Consider the following 22,000-nt stretch of genomic DNA (forward strand, 5'->3'; position numbering starts at 1 on the left):
GCAGTGAGGTCTGCGAAACGTAAATCAATAAATCGATATTTTATTTAACGCGCTATTTAACCGGTAATTATTAATTATTTATCACCAGCCTATTTTTTTCAGGAGAAACAACCATGTCTCAACAAAATGATGCCCGGCTTGCATTAGGGGATAATGCAGCGCGGCAATTGGCTAACGCGACAAAAACCGCCCCGCAATTATCCATTATCACACCGCGCTGGTTGGTGCATTTGCTGCAATGGACACCGGTCGAGGCAGGGATATTCCGCCTGAACAAGGTCAAGAACCCGTTAAATGTTCAGGTTGCCTGCTCGCAGCGCGATGAAGGGTTATTACCGCAGACCTATGTGGATTACGAAGAAGCGCCGCGCGAGTATTTTCTCAATGCCGTTACCACCATTCTGGATGTGCATACCCGCGTCTCCGATTTATACAGCAGCCCGCACGATCAAATTCGTGAGCAGTTGCGCCTGACCATTGAAACCATTAAAGAGCGCCAGGAAAACGAACTGATCAACAACCCTGAGTACGGCTTATTGGCAAGCGTTGATGACGCCCAGCGTATTTCAACGCTGACCGGTGCGCCGACGCCTGACGATCTGGACGAACTGATCACCAAAGTATGGAAAGAACCCGGTTTCTTCCTGGCGCATCCGTTAGCCATCGCCGCCTTTGGCCGCGAGTGCACCCGCCGTGGCGTGCCGCCGCCAACCGTCAGTCTGTTTGGTTCGCAGTTTCTCACCTGGCGTGGCTTGCCGCTGATCCCCTCGGATAAGCTGCCCATCGACGAAGAAGGCAAAACCAAAATTATCCTGCTGCGCACCGGGGAAAAACGTCAGGGCGTCATTGGCCTTTACCAGCCGGGCGTCGCCGGTGAGCAAAGCCCGGGGCTGTCGGTGCGTTTTATGGGGATTAACCGCAATGCGATAGCCTCCTACCTGATCTCCCTTTACTGCTCATTGGCGGTTCTGACTGAAGATGCCGTTGCCGTTTTAGACGATGTTGATGTGAGCAAATATCATGACTATCCAGACAGTTACAAGTAGTTCATTGCCTCACGAGGCGCAGCCGTCAGCCGGATTGCCGGACGTTAACGCGCTGGCTAACCTGGCTAATCAGATCTTCAGTGCCTTGCCTGGGCGTGAGGTTGGTGCAGGGCTGCAACCGGCTGGCGCCCCGACGGTGTTGCCACAGATCTCTACGCCGGCTCTCGAGCCGGCACTGGCCACCGACGGCCTGGAGGCACAAACGTTGTCCGGTTGGCAGCAGGGCGCAGAGCGGCAGGCCTTTTTGGCTCCGCCGACGCTGCCTCAGCCACGGGATCCGGCGGTGACGGCGGGGTTCTATTTTCTGAGCGAAAATCAGACGCAGCAAAAACGCTTGCCGCCGGATACCGGGCTGGACGGTCTGGCGAACCAGGCGCTGACCGGGCAGGAGCATCTTAGCGACCAACCCTTCGCCGGGGCGGTCAACGGTGGGCTGGAGTCGGTTATCGGATCGCTGTTTCCCGCCATCGCCGCGCCGGTTAGCGGTGTAGCGCAAGATGCGACCAGCGGGCAGTATTATTTCCTGGAGCACGGGCAGCCACGGCAAGAAACGGCGCCGCAGCAACGGCCGCGCAGCAGTTTTGATGTGCATGCCGTACGCCGCGACTTTCCCATTCTTGCGGAACGGGTTAACGGCAAACCCCTGGTGTGGTTGGATAACGCCGCCACCACCCATAAACCGCAGGTGGTTATCGATCGGCTGGCGTATTTCTACGCCCATGAAAACTCGAATATCCACCGTGCGGCGCATGAGCTGGCCGCCAGGGCAACGGACGCCTATGAAGGGGCCAGAAACAGCGTCGCCCGTTTTTTGGGGGCCAAATCACCGGCGGAAATTATCTTTACCCGAGGGGCAACGGAAGCCATCAACCTGATTGCCAACACCTTTGGCCGCCAACACATCGGCGAGGGCGATGAAATCGTGGTTTCCCAGTTGGAACACCATGCCAACATCGTGCCCTGGCAGCAGCTTGCCGCCAGCGTGGGGGCCAAAATTCGGGTGATCCCGGTTGATGACAGCGGGCAGATTCTGCTGGATGAATACCGCAAGCTCTTGTCGCCGCGTACCCGTTTGGTTTCGATCACCCAGGTATCCAATGCGCTGGGCACGGTGACGCCGGTCGAGCAGGTGATTGCGCTGGCTCATCAGGCCGGCGCTCGGGTGTTGGTGGACGGCGCACAGGCGGTATCGCACCTGAAGGTTAACGTACAGGCGCTGGATGCGGATTTTTACGTGTTCTCCGGCCATAAGGTGTTTGGCCCAACCGGCATCGGTGCGGTGTACGGCAAGGCGGAGCTGCTGGAAACCCTGCCGCCGTGGCAGGGTGGCGGCAATATGATTGCCGATGTCACCTTTGAGAAAACGCTGTACCAGCCGGCACCGGCCAGGTTTGAAGCCGGCACCGGCAACATCGCCGACGCGGTGGGATTGGGGGCGGCGTTGGACTACGTCGAACGCCTGGGGCTGGACAACATCAACCGTTACGAGCATGAATTGCTGGAGTATGCCACCGGGCAGTTGATCCGCATTCCCGGCCTGCGCCTGATTGGCACCGCAGCCAACAAGGCCAGCGTGCTGTCGTTTGTGCTGAGCGGCTACCGTACCGAAGAAGTGGGCAACGCGCTTAACCGTGAGGGCATTGCGGTGCGTTCCGGCCATCACTGTGCCCAACCGATCCTGCGGCGCTTTGGCGTCGAAGCCACGGTGCGGCCATCGCTGGCGTTTTACAATACCTACGAGGAAGTGGATCTGTTGGCGGCAACCTTGCACAAGCTGGCGAAAGGGCGCTAAATAACTGCGTTTAATACCGCGATACCCCAAGCTTGATACGGGTGGGGAGCATGCAGGTTAGCCGACCGTTGAGCGCATGGACGCGCGATACGAGCCTCTATGGACGGATTCACGGCGTATCGGTGCTCTGCATGCTCTTCACCTGCAGCACTATTAGGCCAAGACGCGATAACCCAGCCGGCGCAGAATACTCTGCGCCGGTTTTTTTATCCCCCGGCCCCCAGAGTTGCATCACCGGTAACGTTGAAGGTAAACGAGACTTTTTCATGCAAGCTACCGGGTTTCCAGCAGCTACGAGCAATAGCGCTTTTCGCTTCATAATAGAATTCGGGATTTCCCGTTAGTTCGATATTCTTTGCTTTACCTCTATCATCAACGTCAAACATACCTGTTATTTTACCGTCAATCTTTTTCGCCATTGCGGCAGCGGGATAAAACGGACGTTCGTAAAAAACTTGCCCGTCACAGCCCAAATTGGGCGGCTGAACAACCTTCGACGTGGTGTTTTCGGCACCCCTTACATAAATACAATCACCCACGGCGCTGGTTTTTTCACATCCTGAGGGTTTCATTGGCGCACAACCTGCCAGAATAACAGTGGCAAGCGGCATAAGGATAAAACGTGTCATGTCATGGTTCCTGTTCAGGTTTCTGTCAGGGAGCTATTTAACTCCGATTCCACCCTGTAGGGGTCATATATTTTCACTGGAAACATTATAGAGGGAGGCGCCTGAATAACGTGGAAAATTGCACGTTTAGCGTGTTTTTAACCACACAAAGAAAAGCCGCACAAAAGTGCGGCCAAAGTAAGTTCGCGACGAACGAAACAAGGACAAAAACTCCGTTAGACAGGCCCTGAAAGAAAAGGCTTCCAGAGACATATCCTGATAATAGTAAAAATATCCCCGCGGGTTAAATGCCGAATATCGCTTTGCTTAGCTGAATTATTACAAAGATATTCAGCAAGTTACTTATCCTCAGACCAGCGTGCGGCGCTGACGTCTACCTTGACCGGCAGCAGGCCAATCGCGGTGAACTTGTCGGCCAGTTGCTGCTGTTCGGCAAATACCGCCGGCGTCATGCGTTGGCTGCCGAACGGCATGCGGGCTAGGGCTCTGGCCCAAATTGCCTGCTCCAACCCGGTGCTTTGCGCCAGGATCTTCGCCGCGTCGCCCTGATGGGTATTGGCCCAGGCGCTCAGTTCACTTAGCTGGTCGATCACCAATTTTGCGCTGTCCGGATAGGTTTCGGCAAAGTGGCGGCTGGCGAGATAGAAGGTGTAATGCGGCACCAGACCTTCGGCATCCTTCAGCAGGCGGGCATTGGCGTGGGTTTCCACCTCGGCGTAGTAAGGGTCCCAAATCACCCAGGCGTCTACGCTGCCGCGCTGGAAGGCGGCGCGGGCGTCACTCGGCGGCAAATACACCGGCGTTACGTCTTTGTAGCTCAGCCCGGCCTGTTCAAGTGCGCTGACCAACAGGTAGTTGACGTCGGAGCCTTTGTTCAGCGCAACGCGTTTGCCTTTGAGGTCGGCAACGGTTTTGATCGACGAATCCTGCGGCACCACTATGGCTTCGGTTTTCGGGCTGGCCGGCGAATGCCCCAGATAGATCAAATCGGCTTTGGCTGCCTGGGCAAAGGCCGGTGGCGCATCGCCGGTAGCCGCAAGATCAATGCTGCCGACGTTCAGCCCTTCGAGCATTTGCGGCCCGGCGGGAAACTCAATCCAGCGCACCTTGATGCCCTGCGGCGTCAGGGCTTGCTCCAGCGTACCGCGATATTTCAGCAGGGCGAAGATATTGGCTTTCTGGTAACCGATGGTGATTTGCTGCGGTTTTTCCTGCGCCGCAACGGTCGGCAGAGCGAATGTCCCCAACAGCAGCGAAGCGGCGATCAGCGAGGCTTTCAGTTTTTTCATTACACATGTCCAGTCAGTAAGGGTTAGTGACGATGGTTTAACCGGCGGGAAAGCCGATCGCCAAAAAATTGCAGCAGGGTCACCAGCGCCACCAACACCACGATGACGGTGAGCATCACCTGGGTGTCAAAACGCTGGTAACCATAACGGTAAGCCAGGTCACCCAGGCCGCCAGCGCCTATTGCACCGGCCATTGCAGAGGCGTTAATCATGGTCACCAGGGTGATGGTAAAGCCGCTGACAATGCCAGGCATGGCTTCCGGTAGCAGCACATGGCGAATGATATGCCCACGGCGGCAACCCATTGCCTGCGCCGCTTCCACCAGGCCGTGATCCACCTCTCGCAGACTGACTTCGGCGATACGCGCGAAAAACGGCATGGCGGCGATGGTCAGCGGCACCACTGCGGCCCATACGCCGTAAGAGGTGCCGACAATCATGCGGGTGAAGGGGATCAGCGCCACCATCAGGATCAGAAAGGGGATCGAGCGGAACAGATTCACCAACCAGCCGAGCACCCGCTGAACGCCAACCTGTTCATACAATCCGCCGCGTTCACTGACCACCAACAGGATCGCCAGCGGCAATCCCAGCACCAGCGCCAACAGGGAAGAAACGCCCACCATCAGTAACGTATCGAGAAATCCGGCCCACAGCCGTTCAAGCAACAGTGACATAGCCCAGGACCTCTACGCTGTCGGCCAGCGTCTGCGGAATGGTTCGATTATTCGGTGACGGCGTCACGGTTAACAACAGATAACCGATGGCGCGCCCCTGAATATGCTCAATGGCGCTTTCCACCAGCGTCACGCTGCCCTGAAAAGCCGCCAGTACGTGGTTTAACTCCAGCGATGCACCTTGGCCGCGGTAGCGTAACCGGATCAATTGCGGTGCATCCGGCGTGGGAGGCGTGGCGGCGATCCGCCCAACCCATTCCTCCGGCAAGCGATCGTGGGAAGGGGTCAGCAGGATACGGGTCGTTTCCTGCTGCGGGTTGCCGTACACCTGCCACACCGGGCCGCATTCGATAATCTTACCCCGTTCCAGCACCGCTACCCGGTGGCAGATATCATGGATCACCTCCATTTCATGGGTAATCAGCACGATGGTGATGTTGAACTCACGGTTGATACGCTGTAACAGCGCCAGAATGGCGCGGGTGGTTTCCGGATCGAGCGCGGAGGTGGCTTCATCGCACAACAGCAATTCGGGATTATGCACCAGCGCCCTGGCGATGCCGACCCGCTGTTTCTGCCCGCCGGAAAGCTGTGCCGGGTAGGCGTCCGGGTAGTCGCTCAGCCCGACCAGCTCCAGCAATGCGTCCACTCTGCTGCGCCGCTCGGCGACCGGCACGCCCGCTACCCGCAGCGGCAACTCGATATTCTGCCGGACGGTTTTGGCCGACAGCAGGTTGAAGTGCTGGAAAATCATGCCGGTGCGCCGCCGGTAGGCCACCAGTTGATCTTCATTCAATTGGCCGATATCAACGCCATCGACCTCAACGCTACCGTCGCTGGGGCGTTCCAGCCGGTTGATGGTGCGGATCAGGGACGACTTGCCGGCACCGCTGCGGCCGATAATGCCGAATATCTCCCCACGGCGAATGCCCAGGGAGATCTCCTTCAGCGCCTCGGTCAGTTGGCCGGGGTAACGCTTGCTGAGCCGGGTAAAGCGCAGGTGGGTGTCATCATGGCGGCGCACCACCTCGTCGGCGACGAGGGCGTCTGGGTTAGGCAAAATCAGGCTGGACATAAACTACTGGCTCCAGCCCGGCTGATACAGCTTGCCGTAGAAACTGTCGAGTTTGGCACGCACGACCGGCGAATGCTGGTAAACGTCGACAAACTTGCGCAGGCGCGGGTCGTCCTGATGGCCATCGCGGACCACGAACTGGATCACGTACTCCGGGTTTTCCAGACCGTCGAACAGCAGGGCGCTGTTGGGATCGACGGTGCCGGACAGCCGCAGGTAGTGCGGATAGCCCTGCGCCAGGTCAACTTCCTCCAGCGTGCGTGCCAGTTGCACCGCTTCCACTTCGATAATTTTGATGTGTTTAGGGTTACTGACGATATCTGCCTGGGTCGCCTGCAGGCCGGAGCCCGGTTTGAGCTTAATCAGCCCAGCCTTTTGCAACAGCAACAGGCCGCGACCGCCGTTAATCACGTCGTTGGCGATCGCCACTTTGGCGCCCTCCGGCAGATCGGCGATGCTCTGGTATTTTTTGGAGTACAGCCCGACGTTATTGATAATCGCCGGGGCATAGGCCACCAGGTGGAAATTGCCTTCTTTATTGGCGTTGTGCAGGAACGGCAGGTGCTGGAACAGGTTGACGTCGATATCGCCGTTTTCCAAGCTGACGTTCGGCGCGGTCCAGTCGCTGAATTCGATGATATCGACCTTCAACCCCTGTTTGCGAGCCTCTTCCGCCGCCACCTCCAGCGGTGGGGCGAAGGCGGCGGTGGTGCCGACTTTCAGGGCACCGCTGTAGTCATTGGCCGCGACCGCCGCGCCGGAGAGTGCCAGCAGAGCCGAAAACAGCAGTGTTAAGGTCCGAAAGTGTATTGTCATAGAGTTGTTCCTTCAAAAAAAGTAAGGGTTCAAACGGGTAAAGACGCGCCCAGACGCCAGCCGGCCGCCGGATGGCTGTGCGGCAAGCGGTCCTGCTGTCGAAACAGCTTTTGCCGCAGGCTGCCGGCGCGGTAGGCGGTTTTGTAGCGGCCACGCGCTTGCAACTCCGGCACCACCAGATCGATAAAATCGCGGTAGCTGCCTGGGTTAACGATGCGCGTCAGGTTAAACCCATCGATATCGGCCTGATCCACCCATTGCAGCAACGTATCCGCCACCTGTTGCGGATCGCCCACCACCAACGGATAACGTCCGCCCATGGCGTGCTGTTCCAGCAGTTGGCGGCGGGTCCAACCGCGGTAGGTTTGGGTTACCGACTCAATGGCCTGCGTCGGCCCGGCCTGGATCGGGTCGTCCAGACCAAAGCGTGAAAGATCGATGCCGGTCGAGCTGGAAAAATGCGCCAGACCGGCTTCGGGGCTGGCGTAACGCAGATATTCACGGTATTTGTCCTGCGCCTCGGTGGCAGTTGGCGCAACGATAACGCCGACCCCCATAAACACTTTCAAATCCTGTCGCTGACGGCCGGCCGCCACCGCTGCGGTACGCAGCTTGTCCACCTGCGCTTTCATTACCGCCGGGGTGGCGTGGTTAACGAAGGTGCACTCCGCGTGGCGGGCGGCGAACTGAATACCCCGTGCCGAGCTGCCGGCCTGGAACAGCAGCGGGGTACGCTGCGGCGAAGGTGAAGACAGGTGATAGCCCTCCACCTGATAAAATTCGCCGCGGTGGGTAACCTTGTGGATCTTCTGCGCATCGGCGTAAATCCGCCGTTGACGATCGGCCAACACGGCGTCATCTTCCCAACTGCCTTCCCATAACTGATAGGCCACGTCGAGAAACTCATCGGCCTGATCGTAACGGCGATCGTGACCGATCTGTTCGTTCAGCCCCATCGCACGCGCGGCGCTGTCCAGATAGCCGGTGACGATATTCCAGCCGATGCGGCCCTGGGTTAGGTGGTCCAGCGTCGACAAGCGACGGGCAAAGGGATAGGGCGCTTCGTAACTCAGGTTGGCGGTAATGCCGAAGCCCAGATGTTGGGTCACCCCGGCCATCGCCGACACCAGCAGCAGCGGATCGTTAACCGGCAGCTGTATCGACTCGCGGGCGGTCAGGGCGATGTTTTGCTGATAGACATCGTAAACGCCGAGGATATCGGCGATAAACAACCCGTCGAACAGCCCACGCTCCAGCAACTGCGCAAGCTCGGTCCAGTAGCTGAGCTGGTTGAACTCGGTGGAGCGATCCTGCGGATGGGTCCACATGCCGTGATGAATATGGCCGACGCAGTTCATGTTGAAGGCGTTCAGCAGAACCTCTTTGGCGATGGCGCTCATTACAGCGTCCCCCGGCGTGGCGGCAGCACCCCGTTCAGCACGTAATTGCCGATCGCCGGGTATTTCCAGCGTACCGGGTCGTGCAAGGTGTGGGTTCGGGCGTTGCGCCAGTGGCGATCGAGATTATCTTCCTGCAACGTGGCACGGCTACCGGCCAGCTCAAACAGCAGATTACCGGCGGCCAGCGCGACCTCGGTGGTCCAGGCGCGCGCCGTGGCGACCTCAATCGAGGCTTGTGCGACCGACAGGGCATCGCTGTGGCGCTGAGCTGTATCGATAGCGTCACCGGCCACCGCCAGCAGGGCGTCACCGGCCTGAATGCGGGCGGAAATTTTGCCGATGCGGTCCAGCGTCAGCGGGTCCTCGCTGGCGTGTTCGACGCCGGCATCAATCCACGGGCGCGAACGGCTGCGAACAAATTGCAGCATGTCCTGCCACGCGGCTTTGGCGATGCCCTGATCGATGGCGGCATGCATGATTTGCGCCAGCGGGCCAACCGGCGTCGGCCGTTCAAACGCCGTTTGGAAGGGCACGATATCCTCTTCATCGACCGGGCACTGTTCCAGCGTCACGCTACCGCTGCCGGTGGTGCGCTGACCAAAGCCGGACCAGTCGTCGGTGATGCTCAGGCCAGGCGTATTACGCGGCAAAAACACCAACTGTTCTTTACCGTCATCACCCCGCGCGGCGGTCGGGATGCGTCCGGCGTACAACGCGCCGGTAGCGTAAAATTTTTGGCCGGACAGCAGCCATTGGCCTTCATGCCTGGCCAGCGAGGTGCTGCGGTGGTGGGCGGCTTTGCTGGCAAACTCCGCCAGCGCATTGCCGAAATGCACTCCGTCCAGCGCTTCCTGGTACAGCCGACGTTGCTGCTGCGGTGAACCATTCACACGCAGCACTTCCAGCGCGTAATAGTGATTTTGCGGCACCTGGCCGATCGACGCATCACCCTGGCTGAGAATAGCGATGACCTGCGCCAGCACGCGGTTCGACAACGCCGGGCCGCCAAATTCTTGCGGCACGGTAATCGCGCCGAGGCCGGAGGCGAACAGGTCTGCCAGTTCGGCAACCGGCAATCGCCGTTGGCTGTCACGCTCAGCGGCGGTCGGACTGAATTGCTCCGCCAGCCGGTGTGCGGTCTCCAGCGCCTGTTTGGGGCTGGTAATGCGTTGCGCCACGCGTTGAGGGGCGACCTGGGTGGTCATGTTCTGCTCCTTTATATCCACGAATGGCGCGCCGGAAAGCGGCCGTTGAGGTAGTACTCGCCAATGGCGTGGTATTTCCAGCGCACCGGATCGTGCAACGTGTGGGTGCGGGCGTTGCGCCAGTGGCGATCGAGGCCATGCTCCGCCAACGTGGCGCGGCTGCCGGACCATTCGAACAGCTTTTCGCTGGCCAACAGCGCCACTTCCGTGGTCAGCACCTTGGCTTCGGCGACTGCGATCGACGCCGCTGCGGCGCTCTCGGCGGTCACCAGCCGGTGGTCAACCTCATCCAGCGTCCGCGCCGCACGGCGCAACAGGGCGTTCGCAGCGCTCAGCTCCATGCTGAGCCGGCCGACGTCGGCCAGGATGTAGGGATCGTCAGCGTTGCGTTCGACACCTGCATCGATCCAGGGGCGAGAACGCTCGCGAATAAACTGGGTGGCCTCGTCCAGCGCGCCCTGCGCAATGCCGGCATCGATGGCAGCCTGAATCAGTTGGGAAACGGCGCCCTGAATCGTCGGTTTTTCTGCCAGCGGCAACAGAGGGATCACATTGGCCGGATCGACCAGGACCTCACGCAGGCGCATCGTGCCGCTGGCGGTGGTGCGCTGCCCCATGCCGGACCAGTCATCAACGATCTCCAGGCCGGCAGTCGGGTGGGGGATCAATGCCAGTACCGGCTGCTGCCGATCGTCGAGAGCCTTGGCGGCGACGATATGAGCGAACAGCGCGCCGGTGGAGTAAAATTTGTCGCCGGTAAAGCGCAGGCCGTCTGCGGTTTGCCGTAAGCGGCTCTGCATATCCAGCGTGTGCTTGCTGTTTTTCTCCGGGCCACCGTTCCCGATGCGTTGGCCGGCCAGCACCGCCGCGAAAATACGCCGTTTCTGTTCTTCGCTGCCGGCATCACGGATTAACTGAATCAGTCCGAAATGGTTTTGTGGAATTTGCCCCAGCGCCGGATCAACGGCGGAAATCAGGCGAAATACCTCCGCCAGCGTGCTAAAGGACAGTTCCGGCCCACCGTATTCACGTGGGATGGAAATGCCACCGAGGCCAGACTGGGTAAACAGCGCCAGCTGTTGCAACGGATAGCACCGTTGGCGGTCACGCAGATGGGCTTCTGGCGCAGCGGCCACGGCGACTTGCCGTGCTGCATCCAGCGCCTGTTGGTCGTCAACAATCCTGTGGGTCCGTTCTTCTGCGGGAGGAAAATTGGCCGCATCCGGCGCAGGTGAAACAGAAACAACCATAACGATGTCCTCAATACGGGAGACAGCAGTAAATAGCGCGCTGCCGCGGGCGTAGCGCGATGAAATATAATTAAAATTTAAGTTGGTACAGCGGCGGGGTACAAAGTGATAATAATAATTTGCAGGTTGCGGTGTAAAGTAAAGGCTTATTATAAATAGTCCATTGCTTAGCGATTAATTAGCTTTGCGATAGACGAGGGATGATTTTCCCGCTCCGGTAAAGAATATCAGCGAGTTAGAAGGCTCTACCCGCGCAACCAGTGACGCACAGCTCATTCCAGTAACTGAAACGGATGCGCTGTTTCAGCCGGTTATTCCACACATAACGCGTCATCGTTAATTCCTCCTCCGTGTCTGCTTAATAGAGGTAACAGTTATTTTAAAACCGATCGAATACGTTATTTCGCTTAGCTTTTGTGGTTTTCGGGATAATACTTTCACCGCTGTCCGTTTTTCTGCAAAAGAGAAGAAAGCCCATAAAGGGCTACCCAGCTTGCCGAACAGGGAGACCGCTCTGGCCGTCGCCCTGATTACAAAGACGGCCCGCAAGGATACACTCAACGATGCCGGTTCCTCATGTGGGGGACCGGCATCGGGCATTTTGCAGAAGGGGTATGTCGTGGTGGGCAAGCTTAATTTGGATCAGCTTCAGACCTTTGCCTTGGTAGCCAGGCAAGGGAGTTTTTCCGCCGCGGGGGACTTGCTGGGGCTGACGCAGCCCGCCGTCAGCTTGCAGATCCGGCAATTGGAACAGCGGCTGCAAGTTCGGCTGCTGGAGCGGGTCGCCAGGCGCGTGCGGCCGACGTCCGCCGGTGAGGCGCTCCTGGAACACATCAGCCACATCAATACGGCGGTGGATAATGCGTTGAGCGCTATGGCCGGCCACGCGCAGGAGATTGCCGGCACCGTGATCCTGGGTACCGGCGCTACGGCCTGTATCCATTTGCTGCCGACGCTGCTGCGTGAGTTGAAACAGGCTTACCCCTTGTTGAACGTCGGGGTACGCACCGGCAACACCGATGACATGCTGAAAGCTGTGGAAGAAAACCGCATCGATATCGCGTTGGTGACCTTTCCGGCCAATGGCCGTAGTTTGCAGCTGACGCCGCTGTTGCAGGACGAATTTGCCGTCATTTTCCCGGCAGATTTCCCGGATTTGCCGGTTACCTATACCCCGCAAACCCTGGGTGCGCTCCCGTGGGTGGCTTTTGAATCCGGCAGCAGCACCCGCCGCCTGATTGATGACTGGTTTCTGAGCGCGGGGGTTAAACCGGCGCCGGTGATGGAACTGGGCAGCATCGAGGCGATTAAAGAGATGGTTGCCGCCGGGTTGGGGTACAGCATTGTGCCGCGCATGGCACTGTCCGGCACCCGGGGAGAATCTCTTGCGCCCGCGCTTGAGCGCACTTTAGGCATCGTGCTGCGCCAGGATAAGCCGCTGAACAGGGCGTTGCAGAAGGTGATCGTCAGCCTGCACGCCTTGAAAAAATAACCCGCCGGTTACTGCCCATCCGCTGTCCGGGCGGTTTTACCCGCACGTATCACCCGCCAGCCAAAGTTCATGCCCGCCGCGGCAATCAGGATGGCGGCTGCGCCCAATAGCTGCATCAGGCTGAGGTGGTGCCCGAATACCGCCCAATCGACGATGATCGCTACCAGCGGGTAGATGAATGACAATGCGCCGACCAGACTGGTGGGGATTTTCTGGATTGCGCTGTACAGCAGTGAGGACATCAGCCCGGTATGCACCAGGCCGATAGTCGCCAACAGCAGCCAGACATTGGCCGTTGACGGCAGGTGGGCCAGGCCGGCGAACGGCGCCAGCACGATCACCCCGACGCTGAGCTGAATCAACACGATCAAATGCGGCGGTACGGTTTTTAGCCCTTTGACGATCGCCGCCGCCACCGCATACATAAACGCGGCACCCAACGCCAACAGCACGCCGATAAAGTAATCCGACCCCGAACCGTTAGCGCTTGGGCGGCCGGTAATAATCAGCAGCATGCCGCCAAAGGCCAACAGCAGCCAACCCAGTTTATTCGCCGTCAGTTTTTCGCCAAACAACAGCACGCCCAACCCGACCAGCATAAAGGGCTGAACGTGGTAGGTCACCGTGGCTACGGCGATAGAGGCATGGGAATAAGCGCCGAACAGCAGCGTCCAATTCAGCACCAGCGCCATGCCACCCAGCACCGCCATGGCGGCCTGACGGCGGGTCAGCATGTCTTTCTTCAACAGGCCGAGCAGGGCGCAGGCGATCAACATCGCCAGGGCGCCAAACGCGCAACGCCAGAAAACCACCGTCGTCGCCGGTTGCCCCAGCGCGATCACCGGCCAGCCGACGGTGCCGGAGATCACCATCGCCAGGGTCATCTGCAATACGCCGCGGGTGTTTGCCTTCATTTACCTTCTCCCTGATTGAGTGCTGTGCTTGCCGCTATCGACGAACACCATTAAAATGAACAACTGAACATTATGATGAACAGCTCGCACCTGTTCGTCAAGTCGAACAAATGAATGATATGGTGAACAATGAGCGACAACTCCAGCAATATCGGCACGCCCATCGGCCTGCTTTCAGCCGCCATTCGCCGTGAACGCGAGCGGTTGGGGCTGTCGGTGACCGAACTGGCGCGCCGCGCCGGCATCGCAAAATCGACGCTTTCCCAATTGGAAACCGGCAGCGGTAACCCGAGCCTGGAAACCTTGTGGTCGCTGGCGATGGCCCTCGACGTGCCGGTCAGCCGGCTAATCTCTCAACCGCGCCAGCATGTGCAGGTGATCCGCGCCAACGAAGGAGTCACCACGGTTTCCGAACAGGCCAACTATGCCGCTACGTTGCTGGCAACCTGTCCACCGGGGGCACAGCGAGATATTTACCGTTTGCGCGTTCAGCCGGGTGAGGCGCGGGTTTCACGCCCCCATATGCCGGGGACCATTGAGCATGTGATTATCAGCAGCGGCAGAGCGCGAATCGGCCCGACGGAGCAGACGGTGGAGTTGAGTGCGGGGGATTACATCAGTTACTCCGCCGATCGGGAGCACATTTTTGAAGCACTCGAGGCAGATACCACGGCGGTGATGCTGATTGAACAAGGCTAGCCCGGCGCGGTAAAGCGCGCCGGGCCAGGGCCTCAGTAATACAGGCGGGGCTCTGCAGATTCGATCATGCTGCGCAGCTTGGTCAGGGCAAATTTCAATTCGCTGCGGCTGGTTGGCGACATCAGCACGATGCGCACGGCACGCGTGTGGCCGCTGCGTTCGGCCAGGAATTGCGTGCCGCTGGAGATATTCACCCCCTGAGCGCGCGCCAGATTGGCGAATTCATCGCTGGTCCAGGGTTCCGGCAGGTTGACCCAAATGTGGTAGCCATAGGGTTGCGAAGCGACCTCCAGCCCGTGGAAAACCTCTGCGGCGATGGCCTGGCGCGCCGCCGCTTCTTGCCTCTGGGTTTGCAGCATTTCAGCCCCAATGCCGGAGGTAATGATATTGCTGGCCAACTGCGCGATAAGCGGGGAAGGCATCCAGATGCTGGTTCGCACCATCGACGTCAGCCGCGACAGGGTTTCCGCCGGCGCATGCAGATAACCGATGCGCAACGCCGGTGAGATGCTTTTCGACAGGCTGGTCAGGTACACCGAGCGTTCAGGGGCAAACGAAGACAGTGCCTCGACCGGTTCTGCGGTAAGAAAACCGTAAATATCATCATCGAGAATGTAAAAATCGAACTCGCGGGCAATCTGCGCGATTTCGGCCCGTCTGGCGTTCGACATCACCACCGTAGTGGGGTTTTGGCAGCTCGCCACGCAGATCAGCATCGCCGGTTTTTCCTGGCGGCACAGTGCTCTCAGCGAGTCGGGCACGATGCCCTCGCTATCCATTTCAACCCCGCGCAACCGCCGCCCATTGCCGTGTACCAGCGAGATAATGCCCGGATAACACAGCGCTTCGCACAGGATAAGATCCTGGTGCGCCGTCAGTGCGTTGATGGCGACCAGCAAACCGTGCTGAGCGCCGGCGGTCAACACCACTTGCTGCCAGTGTACGTCAGGCAAAAAACGCCGCAGCCAGTTGGCGCCGGCATCGCGATGCGCCGGATGCCCGCCTTCCGGCGAATAGTCGAGCGCCAACCCCAGTTCCGGGCTGGCGACCAGATGCTCGAGCGCCGTGCGGATCCCCTGTTCCTGAGCTTGCACCTCCGGTTTGATCACCGACAGATCGATATGATCCCGCCGGGCGGAAGATGAAGGGCTGAAGTGCGGCAACTGAACGTTTTCCATAGTCCTTTCAGGCGTGGCGAGCACAAAGGTTCCGCGGCCCACTTCGCCCTGAACCAGACCGCGCCGCGCAGCTTCTTCATAGGCGCGATTAACGGTGCCCGGCGTAACGGCCAGCGTCTGCGCCAGCTCTTTCAATGTAGGCAAACGTGAACCGGCAGGCAGTACGCCGTTGTTGATGTCATTTTGCAGCGCATCTGCAATCAGCAAATACACCGGGGCATTTTTCTCACTGAAGCGCGGTGTCCACATAGGCCCTCTGTATGCTTTGAATGGCTGTCCCCACAGGTTTCCTGCTCTGGCAGTGTTGGCAGCAGGGCGAGGATAAGACGATTACAGTATAAGCCAGCCATTAAATTGATGTAATAAGTATTAACACAGAAAGAATTACACGGATACAATCGACTTAAATTGAGTTGATTCAATTGATGTTATTGAATGGATTTTGCTTAAACGGTTGTTGGTAATTTATTGTTTTTAAATTGATTTATCGGGATGCTTTCTTTTTTGTTTATTACATCGATTTAATCGATGTGCATTGATAGGGGTAATGATGGACAGATTACGACAGGATTTTTCTCTTTCGGCGGTAGTGGCGGGGGCCATTGCGGTGATAGTGTCTTACGCCGGCCCGTTGATCATCGTGTTTCAGGCCGCCAGTGCGGCGCACTTGTCCACGGAGGTGATCTCCTCCTGGATTTGGGCCATCTCCATCGGCAGCGGCATCACCGGGCTGGTTTTAAGTTGGCGCCTGCGGGTGCCGGTGATCACCGCCTGGTCAACCCCCGGCGCGGCGCTGCTGGTCGGGTTATTGCCTGGGGTGACGATCAACGAGGCGGTAGGGGCCTATATCGTTTCCTCGCTCATTATCGCCGTCATCGGCCTGTCCGGCGCCTTCGATAAACTGATCGGTAAATTACCGCGTTCAATTGCCGCCGCCATGTTGGCCGGCATTTTATTCCACTTCGGCGCCGAGTTGTTTGTGTCCATTCAACTGCAACCGACGCTGGTCATGACCATGTTCGTAACCTATCTGTTGTTTAAACGCCTGTTGCCACGCTATGCCATTGTCGCCGTGCTGTTTGCCGGCGGTACAGTAGCGGGAATGAGCGGCATGTTGCACAGCGGGGATATTGTCGTCAGCGTCGCGCATCCGGTCCTGATTACCCCGGCCTGGAGTTGGCACGCCATCATTAATATCGCACTGCCGCTTACGCTGGTAACGCTGACCGGTCAGTACGTACCCGGCATGGCGGTGTTGCGCTCCTCAGGTTACGCCACGCCGGCCCGGCCGATCGTCTCGATGACCGCGATTGCCTCGGTGTTGCTGGCCCCCTTTGGCTCGCACGGGGTGAATCTGGCGGCCATCACCGCCGCGATATGTACCAGCGAAGAGGCACACCGGGAGAAAAGCAAACGTTACATCGCCGGCGTGGCGAGCGGTATTTTCTACATTGTGATGGGGATTTTCGGCGCGACGCTGGCCTCGGTGTTTACCGCCTTGCCCAAGGAGCTGATCATCTCCCTGGCCGGGCTGGCGCTGTTTGGCGCAATCAGCACCGGGTTGACCGGAGCAATGGCCGACGAGAAGCAGCGGGAAGCGGCATTAATCACCTTTCTGGTCACCGCATCCGGCATGAACTTTTTAGGCATGGCGTCGGTATTCTGGGGGTTGATCTTCGGGCTGGCAGCGCATTTCTCCCTGACTCTGCTTTCTGGCCGCCGTCCGCTGTTGGCCAGATAAAACGGCATGGACGTCCCGGCCTGTTGCCGGGACGTGACAGAGCAGGTTAATAGGTGTGGAAATAGTCCTGGATCACCTGCGGGTTATGGGTTTTGGTCAGCGCCAGCATCAACAGAATGCGTGATTTAGCCGGGTTGAGCGAGTCGGAAACCAGGCCGGGCTGGCCGGCATCTTCAGGAACGACTCCGCTGCCGGTGCGGCTGGCGCGAACGACCAGCACGCCGGCTTTTTCCGCTTTCTTGATCCCGGCAGAACTGCGCACCGACACCGAACCGGCACCGGTGCCGGCATAAACAATCCCGTCTACCTTGTGCTGAATGGCGGCGTCATACATGTATTCAGGATCGTCCTGATAACCGTAAATAATGTCGACTTTCGGCAGCGCGCTGACATTGCGCACGTCAAATACCGAGCGGGTGGTGTGAATTTTATCCACCCGGGTTTCAAAGTAAGGTTTGCCGCCGACAATCACCCCCAAATAGCCTTCCTCCGGCGCCTTGAAGGTGTCCAGCGTGGTGGCGTTGGTTTTGGTGCTGAAGCGGGCGGAGCCAATGCGATCGTTCAGCACCACCATCACGCCGCGGCCTGCTGCCTGTTTATCGGCGGCAACGGTCACCGCATCCAGCAGGTTCATCGGGCCGTCGGCGCTGATGGCGGTCGCCGGACGCATGGCGGCGGTGAACACCACCGGCTTGTTGCTTTTTACCGTCAGGTTAAGGAAGTAGGGCGATTCGTCCAGCGTGTCGGTGCCGTGGGTGATCACCACGCCGGCGACGTCATCGCGCGCCAGCAGTTCGTTGACGCGTTTTGACAGCTTGAGCAGGATCTCGCTGGTCATGTTTTCACTGCCGATATTGGCAATCTGCTCGCCGTCCACCCGGGCGACTTTCTGCATTTCAGGCACTGCGGCGATCAACGTCTCAACCCCCAGCGCCCCGGCTTTGTAGCCGGTGGTTTGGGTATTGGAGGCTGCCGAGCCGGCAATGGTGCCGCCAGTGGCCAAAATAACGATGTGCGGTAACTCACCGGCGGCGGTCGCCGCGTTGGCGCAACCTAAGGTCAATAAAACAAATGCCACTCTAATTATTTGAAACATAGCGCTACCCCTGATTAAAAAGCCAAATTAGGCGGAGTAGCCAAAGCAAAAAGGGTGCCAGTTAAGCGACTGGCGCAAATAGCGGGAAAGCGGGCAGGTCAACGACGGTATTGCACCCGGTGCGGGAGCGGCCCGCACCAGAATGGATCTCTTTTCAGCGTTGCGGCCCGAGGCCGTGGGTGAGCAACGTAATAGCGTGCCGGGCAATGTCTTCGGCGCGCAGCGGGCTGAGGGAGTTATTGCGCTGCCATTTTGACGCGGTGGCCAGCGGCAGCAGCGTCATGCCAAACAGGGTGACAATCAACAGGGATGGCTCCAGATCGGCATGCAGTTTGCCTTCCGCCTGCCAACGAACGATGGATTGCATCGCCGTTTTGCGCTGTTTGTCGCCGAAGCGCTCGTCCATCCGCTGCTTCAATACGCCGCTGTCGCTCATCACTTCGCGCAACCACAGCGGGGCGAACCACGGATGCGCGATGGAAATATCGATAAACCGCTGTGCCAACTCGGTGAAGGCAGCGACCGGATCGTCCTGGTTGGCGTCGAAAACGTCGCCGGCGGCAATTCTCACCGGCAGGAAACGCTCGTCTATCAGCACATCGAGCAGTTGTTCGCGGTTGTGAAAGTAGTAGTGCAGCATCGCCGGGGTAACGCCTGCCTCGCGGGCAATGGCGTTCAGCGAGGTATCGGCAATGCCCTGGCGGGCGAACAAATTCAACGCAGTGTCGAGCAGATGTTCCCGTTTCTCTGCCCCGTTGGCAGCGCCGCTGGGCCTGCCAGGGCGGCGTGGAGAGGCGGTTTTTTTAACGTTTTGTGCTGTCATCGCGGCGAGATCCATTGACCGGAGAAAAGAATAACTCATATATTAATTACTCAGTTAATTAATTACAAGCGGACTCACTTGAATGGGCATTGATAACACAGCAGGCAACGAAGATAACGGCAGGGCATCTGAACAGGCGCCCTCGATCCGTTTGCTGTTCTCCGCGCTGCTGCTGGTGATGCTGCTGGCGGCGCTCGATCAGACTATCGTCTCGACCGCGCTGCCGACCATCGTCGGCGAGTTCGGCGGGTTGGAGAATTTGTCCTGGGTCGTGACGGCCTATCTGCTGGCTTCGACCATCGTGGTGCCGTTGTATGGCAAGTTCGGCGATCTGTTCGGCCGCAAGATCGTGCTGCAAATCGCCATCGTGGTGTTTTTGCTCGGTTCGGTGTTGTGCGGATTGGCGCAGAACATGACGCAATTGATCCTGATGCGGGCATTGCAAGGACTGGGTGGCGGCGGTTTGTTGGTGGTGACCATGGCGGTGGTGGGCGACGTGATCCCACCGGCCGATCGCGGGCGCTATCAGGGGTTGTTCGGCGGGGTGTTTGGCCTGGCGACGGTGATCGGGCCGCTGATCGGCGGGTTGCTGGTGCAGCATTTCTCCTGGCGCTGGATCTTCTATATCAATCTGCCGCTGGGGGTTTTCGCCCTGTCGGTGATCGGCGCGGTATTCCAGTCGCGGGTCAGCCGGGTTAAACACCAAATCGACTATCTGGGGGCGGCTTACCTCGCCTCGGCGCTGACCTGCATCATCCTCTTTACCAGCCAGGGCGGCACTGTCATGGCCTGGTCGGACGGCCAACTGTGGTGCATTCTGGCCTTTGGGTTGGTGTCGCTGGGCGGGTTTATCTACGAAGAGCGGCTGGCGAGCGAGCCGATCATTCCGCTGGGGCTGTTTCGTAATCGCACCTTTGTATTATGCAGCCTGATCGGTTTTATCATCGGCATGTCGCTGTTTGGTTCGGTAACCTTCCTGCCGCTGTATTTGCAGGTGGTGAAAGATTCGACGCCTTCGCAGGCCGGGATGCAGCTGTTGCCGCTGATGGGCGGCATTATGATCAGCTCGATCGTCAGCGGCAGACTGATCAGTAAAAGGGGTAAATACCGTATTTTCCCGATTATCGGCACCCTGTGCGCGTTGGCCGGCATGATCCTGCTCGGCACGCTGACAAATTCGACGCCGGTGCACCAGCTGTATCTCTATATCAGCCTGTTGGGGCTGGGATTGGGCATGGTGATGCAGGTGATGATTCTGGCGGCGCAAAACAGCGTAGAGCCGCAGCACATGGGGGTTGCGACCTCCAGCGCCACGTTGTTCCGCTCGATTGGCGGTTCGATCGGCGTGGCGGTATTTGGCGCGATTTTTACCAACGTGCTGCACAGCCGCCTGGCCGTGTTGTTGCCGGAGGGGGCGCAGTTGCCGCGTTCTCTGGGCGCAGCTGGGGTACACCATTTGCCGGCGGCCTTGCAGCAAGACTATCTGCAGGCTTTCGGCGGGGCGATCCACTCGGTGTACCAGATTGCCGCCTGGGTAATGGTGCTGGCCTGTGCGCTGACCTGGCTGCTGAAAGACGTGCCTCTACGGCAAAAGTAGGGTTTGCAGCGGCGTTTCTCATGCTTTGCGAAGGACTTTTACCGAATCCTTACGTAACCCTGTCAGACTAAAAATACCAGAGTCTATATATTGAGAATAAACGTTCTCAATAGGATAGATATTCGATGCAAAGGAAAAAGATTTTTCTTGTCAGCCTGGCGCTAATGTTGGCCGCCTGTGATGGCAAACCCGGCGGGGGCCCGATGGGAGCGGGCGGCACGCCGGAGGTTGGGGTCGCGACGCTGCACCGCCAACCGGTCACGCTGAGCAGCGATTTGAGCGGCAGGGTCAACGCCACCATGACCTCGGACGTTCGCCCGCAGGTTGACGGCATTATCAAACAGCGTCTGTTTACCGAAGGGGCCGAGGTAAAAGCCGGCCAGGTACTGTATCAAATCGATCCCGCCACTTATCAGGCCAGTTATAACCAGGCGGCTGCCCAGTTGAAAAATGCTCAGGCGACGGTGAAAGCCAGCCGTCTGAAGGCGCAACGTTACGCAGCACTGGTGAAAGAGAATGGCGTCTCCAAACAGGATGCGGACGATGCGATGGCGACCTATCTGGAGGCGGTCGCTTCCGTCGACCAGTATCAGGCGGCGTTGGAAACCACCAAAATCAATCTCGCTTACACCCAGGTGCGCGCGCCGATTTCCGGCCGCATCGGTATTTCCTCGGTGACGCCGGGCGCGCTGGTTACCGCCAGCCAGACCGATGCTCTGGCCACCATCCGCGCGCTGGATCCCATCTATGTCGATCTCACGCAATCCAGCAGCCAACTGCTCAGGCTGCGCAAACTGCAGGCGTCCTTAAAACGTGACGATGTCACTCCAGTCGCCATCAAACTTGAAGACGGCACGCCTTATCAGCATGACGGCAAACTGGAACTGACGGAAGTGTCGGTGGATGAGTCTACCGGCTCAGTTACGCTACGCGCCGTCTTCCCTAACCCTGAGCATCAATTGCTGCCGGGCATGTACGTTCACGCCAGGGTAGATAACGGCGTCGATCCGAATGGCATTCTGGCGCCGCAGCAGGGCATTACCCGCAATGCCAAAGGTGAAGCCACTGCGCTGGTGGTCAATGCGCAAAACAAGGTTGAGCAGCGCACGGTCACCACCGAACGGGTAATCGGCAGCAACTGGCTGGTCAGTAAAGGGTTGAACGACGGCGATCGCCTGATCGTCGAAGGCACCAGTAAGGTGGCCGCCGGGGCCGAAGTTAAAGCCGTTGAAGTGCAACAGCAGACGGCGACCGGTACGGCTAACGGTGGGGAGCAGTAAT

Annotated in this window: 19 protein-coding genes; 7 read left to right on the forward strand and 12 right to left on the reverse strand. The window is 58.7% G+C overall.

From position 1 onward, the window contains the following. Positions 1-113: 113 nt before the first annotated feature. Positions 114-1,046: a family 2A encapsulin nanocompartment shell protein gene (locus D4100_RS01580; RefSeq protein WP_006321956.1), complete on the forward strand. Its 933-nt coding sequence runs from the start codon at positions 114-116 to the stop codon at positions 1,044-1,046. Continuing rightward, on the forward strand, positions 1,021-2,838 hold the full coding sequence (locus D4100_RS01585) for a family 2A encapsulin nanocompartment cargo protein cysteine desulfurase (RefSeq protein ID WP_119802724.1): 1,818 nt from the start codon (positions 1,021-1,023) through the stop codon (positions 2,836-2,838). The genes D4100_RS01580 and D4100_RS01585 overlap by 26 nt, the downstream gene beginning before the upstream one ends. Positions 2,839-3,044: 206 nt before the next feature. Here the strand turns inward: D4100_RS01585 and D4100_RS01590 are convergent, their stop codons facing one another. From D4100_RS01590 to D4100_RS01625, 8 genes are all read right to left on the reverse strand, one after another. Further along, on the reverse strand, positions 3,045-3,467 hold the full coding sequence (locus D4100_RS01590; protein ID WP_006321954.1) for an energy transducer TonB: 423 nt from the start codon (positions 3,465-3,467) through the stop codon (positions 3,045-3,047). A 338-nt stretch (positions 3,468-3,805) separates the two neighbouring features. After that, positions 3,806-4,756 carry a sulfonate ABC transporter substrate-binding protein gene (locus D4100_RS01595; protein WP_119802726.1) on the reverse strand — a complete coding sequence of 317 codons (951 nt, stop codon included), beginning with the start codon at positions 4,754-4,756 and terminating at the stop codon, positions 3,806-3,808. Between the two features lie 23 nt (positions 4,757-4,779). Next, a complete protein-coding gene (locus D4100_RS01600) occupies positions 4,780-5,433 on the reverse strand; it encodes a methionine ABC transporter permease (RefSeq protein ID WP_013812980.1) in 654 nt (217 codons plus the stop codon). Then, on the reverse strand, positions 5,417-6,508 hold the full coding sequence (locus tag D4100_RS01605) for a methionine ABC transporter ATP-binding protein (protein ID WP_119802728.1): 1,092 nt from the start codon (positions 6,506-6,508) through the stop codon (positions 5,417-5,419). Before D4100_RS01605 ends, D4100_RS01600 begins: the two co-directional genes overlap by 17 nt. Before the next feature lie 3 nt (positions 6,509-6,511). After that, positions 6,512-7,324 carry a MetQ/NlpA family ABC transporter substrate-binding protein gene (locus tag D4100_RS01610; RefSeq protein ID WP_006321950.1) on the reverse strand — a complete coding sequence of 271 codons (813 nt, stop codon included), beginning with the start codon at positions 7,322-7,324 and terminating at the stop codon, positions 6,512-6,514. Between the two features lie 29 nt (positions 7,325-7,353). Then, positions 7,354-8,724 carry an LLM class flavin-dependent oxidoreductase gene (locus tag D4100_RS01615; RefSeq protein ID WP_006321949.1) on the reverse strand — a complete coding sequence of 457 codons (1,371 nt, stop codon included), beginning with the start codon at positions 8,722-8,724 and terminating at the stop codon, positions 7,354-7,356. Next, positions 8,724-9,929 (reverse strand): SfnB family sulfur acquisition oxidoreductase, encoded by a 1,206-nt coding sequence (locus D4100_RS01620; RefSeq protein ID WP_119802730.1) that lies wholly within the window; start codon positions 9,927-9,929, stop codon positions 8,724-8,726. The genes D4100_RS01615 and D4100_RS01620 overlap by 1 nt, the downstream gene beginning before the upstream one ends. A gap of 11 nt (positions 9,930-9,940) precedes the next feature. After that, the gene (locus D4100_RS01625) at positions 9,941-11,179 is read right to left on the reverse strand and encodes an SfnB family sulfur acquisition oxidoreductase (RefSeq protein ID WP_119802732.1); all 1,239 of its coding nucleotides are present in this window, start codon (positions 11,177-11,179) and stop codon (positions 9,941-9,943) included. 622 nt (positions 11,180-11,801) lie between these two features. Here D4100_RS01625 and D4100_RS01630 point away from each other — a divergent pair. Continuing rightward, entirely contained in the window at positions 11,802-12,671 is an 870-nt protein-coding gene (locus D4100_RS01630) for a LysR family transcriptional regulator (protein ID WP_199685629.1), read from the forward strand. An 8-nt stretch (positions 12,672-12,679) separates the two neighbouring features. Here the strand turns inward: D4100_RS01630 and D4100_RS01635 are convergent, their stop codons facing one another. Next, on the reverse strand, positions 12,680-13,585 hold the full coding sequence (locus D4100_RS01635; protein WP_119802734.1) for a DMT family transporter: 906 nt from the start codon (positions 13,583-13,585) through the stop codon (positions 12,680-12,682). 129 nt (positions 13,586-13,714) lie between these two features. Between D4100_RS01635 and D4100_RS01640 the strand changes: the two genes are divergently transcribed. Continuing rightward, a complete protein-coding gene (locus tag D4100_RS01640; RefSeq protein WP_119802736.1) occupies positions 13,715-14,284 on the forward strand; it encodes a helix-turn-helix domain-containing protein in 570 nt (189 codons plus the stop codon). Positions 14,285-14,316: 32 nt separating this feature from the next. Here D4100_RS01640 and D4100_RS01645 read toward each other — a convergent pair whose 3' ends face one another. Continuing rightward, the gene (locus tag D4100_RS01645) at positions 14,317-15,711 is read right to left on the reverse strand and encodes an aminotransferase-like domain-containing protein (protein WP_006321942.1); all 1,395 of its coding nucleotides are present in this window, start codon (positions 15,709-15,711) and stop codon (positions 14,317-14,319) included. A 301-nt stretch (positions 15,712-16,012) separates the two neighbouring features. On the opposite strand from D4100_RS01645, the gene D4100_RS01650 reads away from it, so the two are divergent. Beyond that, entirely contained in the window at positions 16,013-17,203 is a 1,191-nt protein-coding gene (locus tag D4100_RS01650) for a benzoate/H(+) symporter BenE family transporter (protein WP_119804092.1), read from the forward strand. 46 nt (positions 17,204-17,249) lie between these two features. Here D4100_RS01650 and D4100_RS01655 read toward each other — a convergent pair whose 3' ends face one another. After that, entirely contained in the window at positions 17,250-18,299 is a 1,050-nt protein-coding gene (locus tag D4100_RS01655; RefSeq protein WP_006321938.1) for a type II asparaginase, read from the reverse strand. Between the two features lie 154 nt (positions 18,300-18,453). After that, positions 18,454-19,161 (reverse strand): TetR/AcrR family transcriptional regulator, encoded by a 708-nt coding sequence (locus tag D4100_RS01660; RefSeq protein ID WP_119802738.1) that lies wholly within the window; start codon positions 19,159-19,161, stop codon positions 18,454-18,456. 43 nt (positions 19,162-19,204) lie between these two features. On the opposite strand from D4100_RS01660, the gene D4100_RS01665 reads away from it, so the two are divergent. Beyond that, entirely contained in the window at positions 19,205-20,719 is a 1,515-nt protein-coding gene (locus D4100_RS01665) for an MDR family MFS transporter (RefSeq protein ID WP_119802740.1), read from the forward strand. Between the two features lie 125 nt (positions 20,720-20,844). Further along, complete coding sequence (locus tag D4100_RS01670) at positions 20,845-21,999, forward strand: efflux RND transporter periplasmic adaptor subunit (protein WP_119802742.1); 1,155 nt, start codon at positions 20,845-20,847, stop codon at positions 21,997-21,999. Position 22,000 lies beyond the last annotated feature (1 nt).

Source organism: Serratia inhibens (assembly GCF_003591175.1).
GTDB classification, from domain to species: Bacteria; Pseudomonadota; Gammaproteobacteria; order Enterobacterales; family Enterobacteriaceae; genus Serratia; species Serratia inhibens.

Excerpts from the sequence above, each read along its gene's own strand:
- D4100_RS01580 (WP_006321956.1), top strand. The coding sequence starts at position 114 with ATGTCTCAACAAAATGATGCCCGGCTTGCATTAGGGGATAATGCAGCG.
- D4100_RS01585 (WP_119802724.1), top strand. The coding sequence starts at position 1,021 with ATGACTATCCAGACAGTTACAAGTAGTTCATTGCCTCACGAGGCGCAG.
- D4100_RS01590 (WP_006321954.1), bottom strand. The coding sequence starts at position 3,467 with ATGACACGTTTTATCCTTATGCCGCTTGCCACTGTTATTCTGGCAGGT.
- D4100_RS01595 (WP_119802726.1), bottom strand. The coding sequence starts at position 4,756 with ATGAAAAAACTGAAAGCCTCGCTGATCGCCGCTTCGCTGCTGTTGGGG.
- D4100_RS01600 (WP_013812980.1), bottom strand. The coding sequence starts at position 5,433 with ATGTCACTGTTGCTTGAACGGCTGTGGGCCGGATTTCTCGATACGTTA.
- D4100_RS01605 (WP_119802728.1), bottom strand. The coding sequence starts at position 6,508 with ATGTCCAGCCTGATTTTGCCTAACCCAGACGCCCTCGTCGCCGACGAG.
- D4100_RS01610 (WP_006321950.1), bottom strand. The coding sequence starts at position 7,324 with ATGACAATACACTTTCGGACCTTAACACTGCTGTTTTCGGCTCTGCTG.
- D4100_RS01615 (WP_006321949.1), bottom strand. The coding sequence starts at position 8,724 with ATGAGCGCCATCGCCAAAGAGGTTCTGCTGAACGCCTTCAACATGAAC.
- D4100_RS01620 (WP_119802730.1), bottom strand. The coding sequence starts at position 9,929 with ATGACCACCCAGGTCGCCCCTCAACGCGTGGCGCAACGCATTACCAGC.
- D4100_RS01625 (WP_119802732.1), bottom strand. The coding sequence starts at position 11,179 with ATGGTTGTTTCTGTTTCACCTGCGCCGGATGCGGCCAATTTTCCTCCC.
- D4100_RS01635 (WP_119802734.1), bottom strand. The coding sequence starts at position 13,585 with ATGAAGGCAAACACCCGCGGCGTATTGCAGATGACCCTGGCGATGGTG.
- D4100_RS01640 (WP_119802736.1), top strand. The coding sequence starts at position 13,715 with ATGAGCGACAACTCCAGCAATATCGGCACGCCCATCGGCCTGCTTTCA.
- D4100_RS01645 (WP_006321942.1), bottom strand. The coding sequence starts at position 15,711 with ATGTGGACACCGCGCTTCAGTGAGAAAAATGCCCCGGTGTATTTGCTG.
- D4100_RS01650 (WP_119804092.1), top strand. The coding sequence starts at position 16,013 with ATGGACAGATTACGACAGGATTTTTCTCTTTCGGCGGTAGTGGCGGGG.
- D4100_RS01655 (WP_006321938.1), bottom strand. The coding sequence starts at position 18,299 with ATGTTTCAAATAATTAGAGTGGCATTTGTTTTATTGACCTTAGGTTGC.
- D4100_RS01660 (WP_119802738.1), bottom strand. The coding sequence starts at position 19,161 with ATGAGTTATTCTTTTCTCCGGTCAATGGATCTCGCCGCGATGACAGCA.
- D4100_RS01665 (WP_119802740.1), top strand. The coding sequence starts at position 19,205 with ATGGGCATTGATAACACAGCAGGCAACGAAGATAACGGCAGGGCATCT.
- D4100_RS01670 (WP_119802742.1), top strand. The coding sequence starts at position 20,845 with ATGCAAAGGAAAAAGATTTTTCTTGTCAGCCTGGCGCTAATGTTGGCC.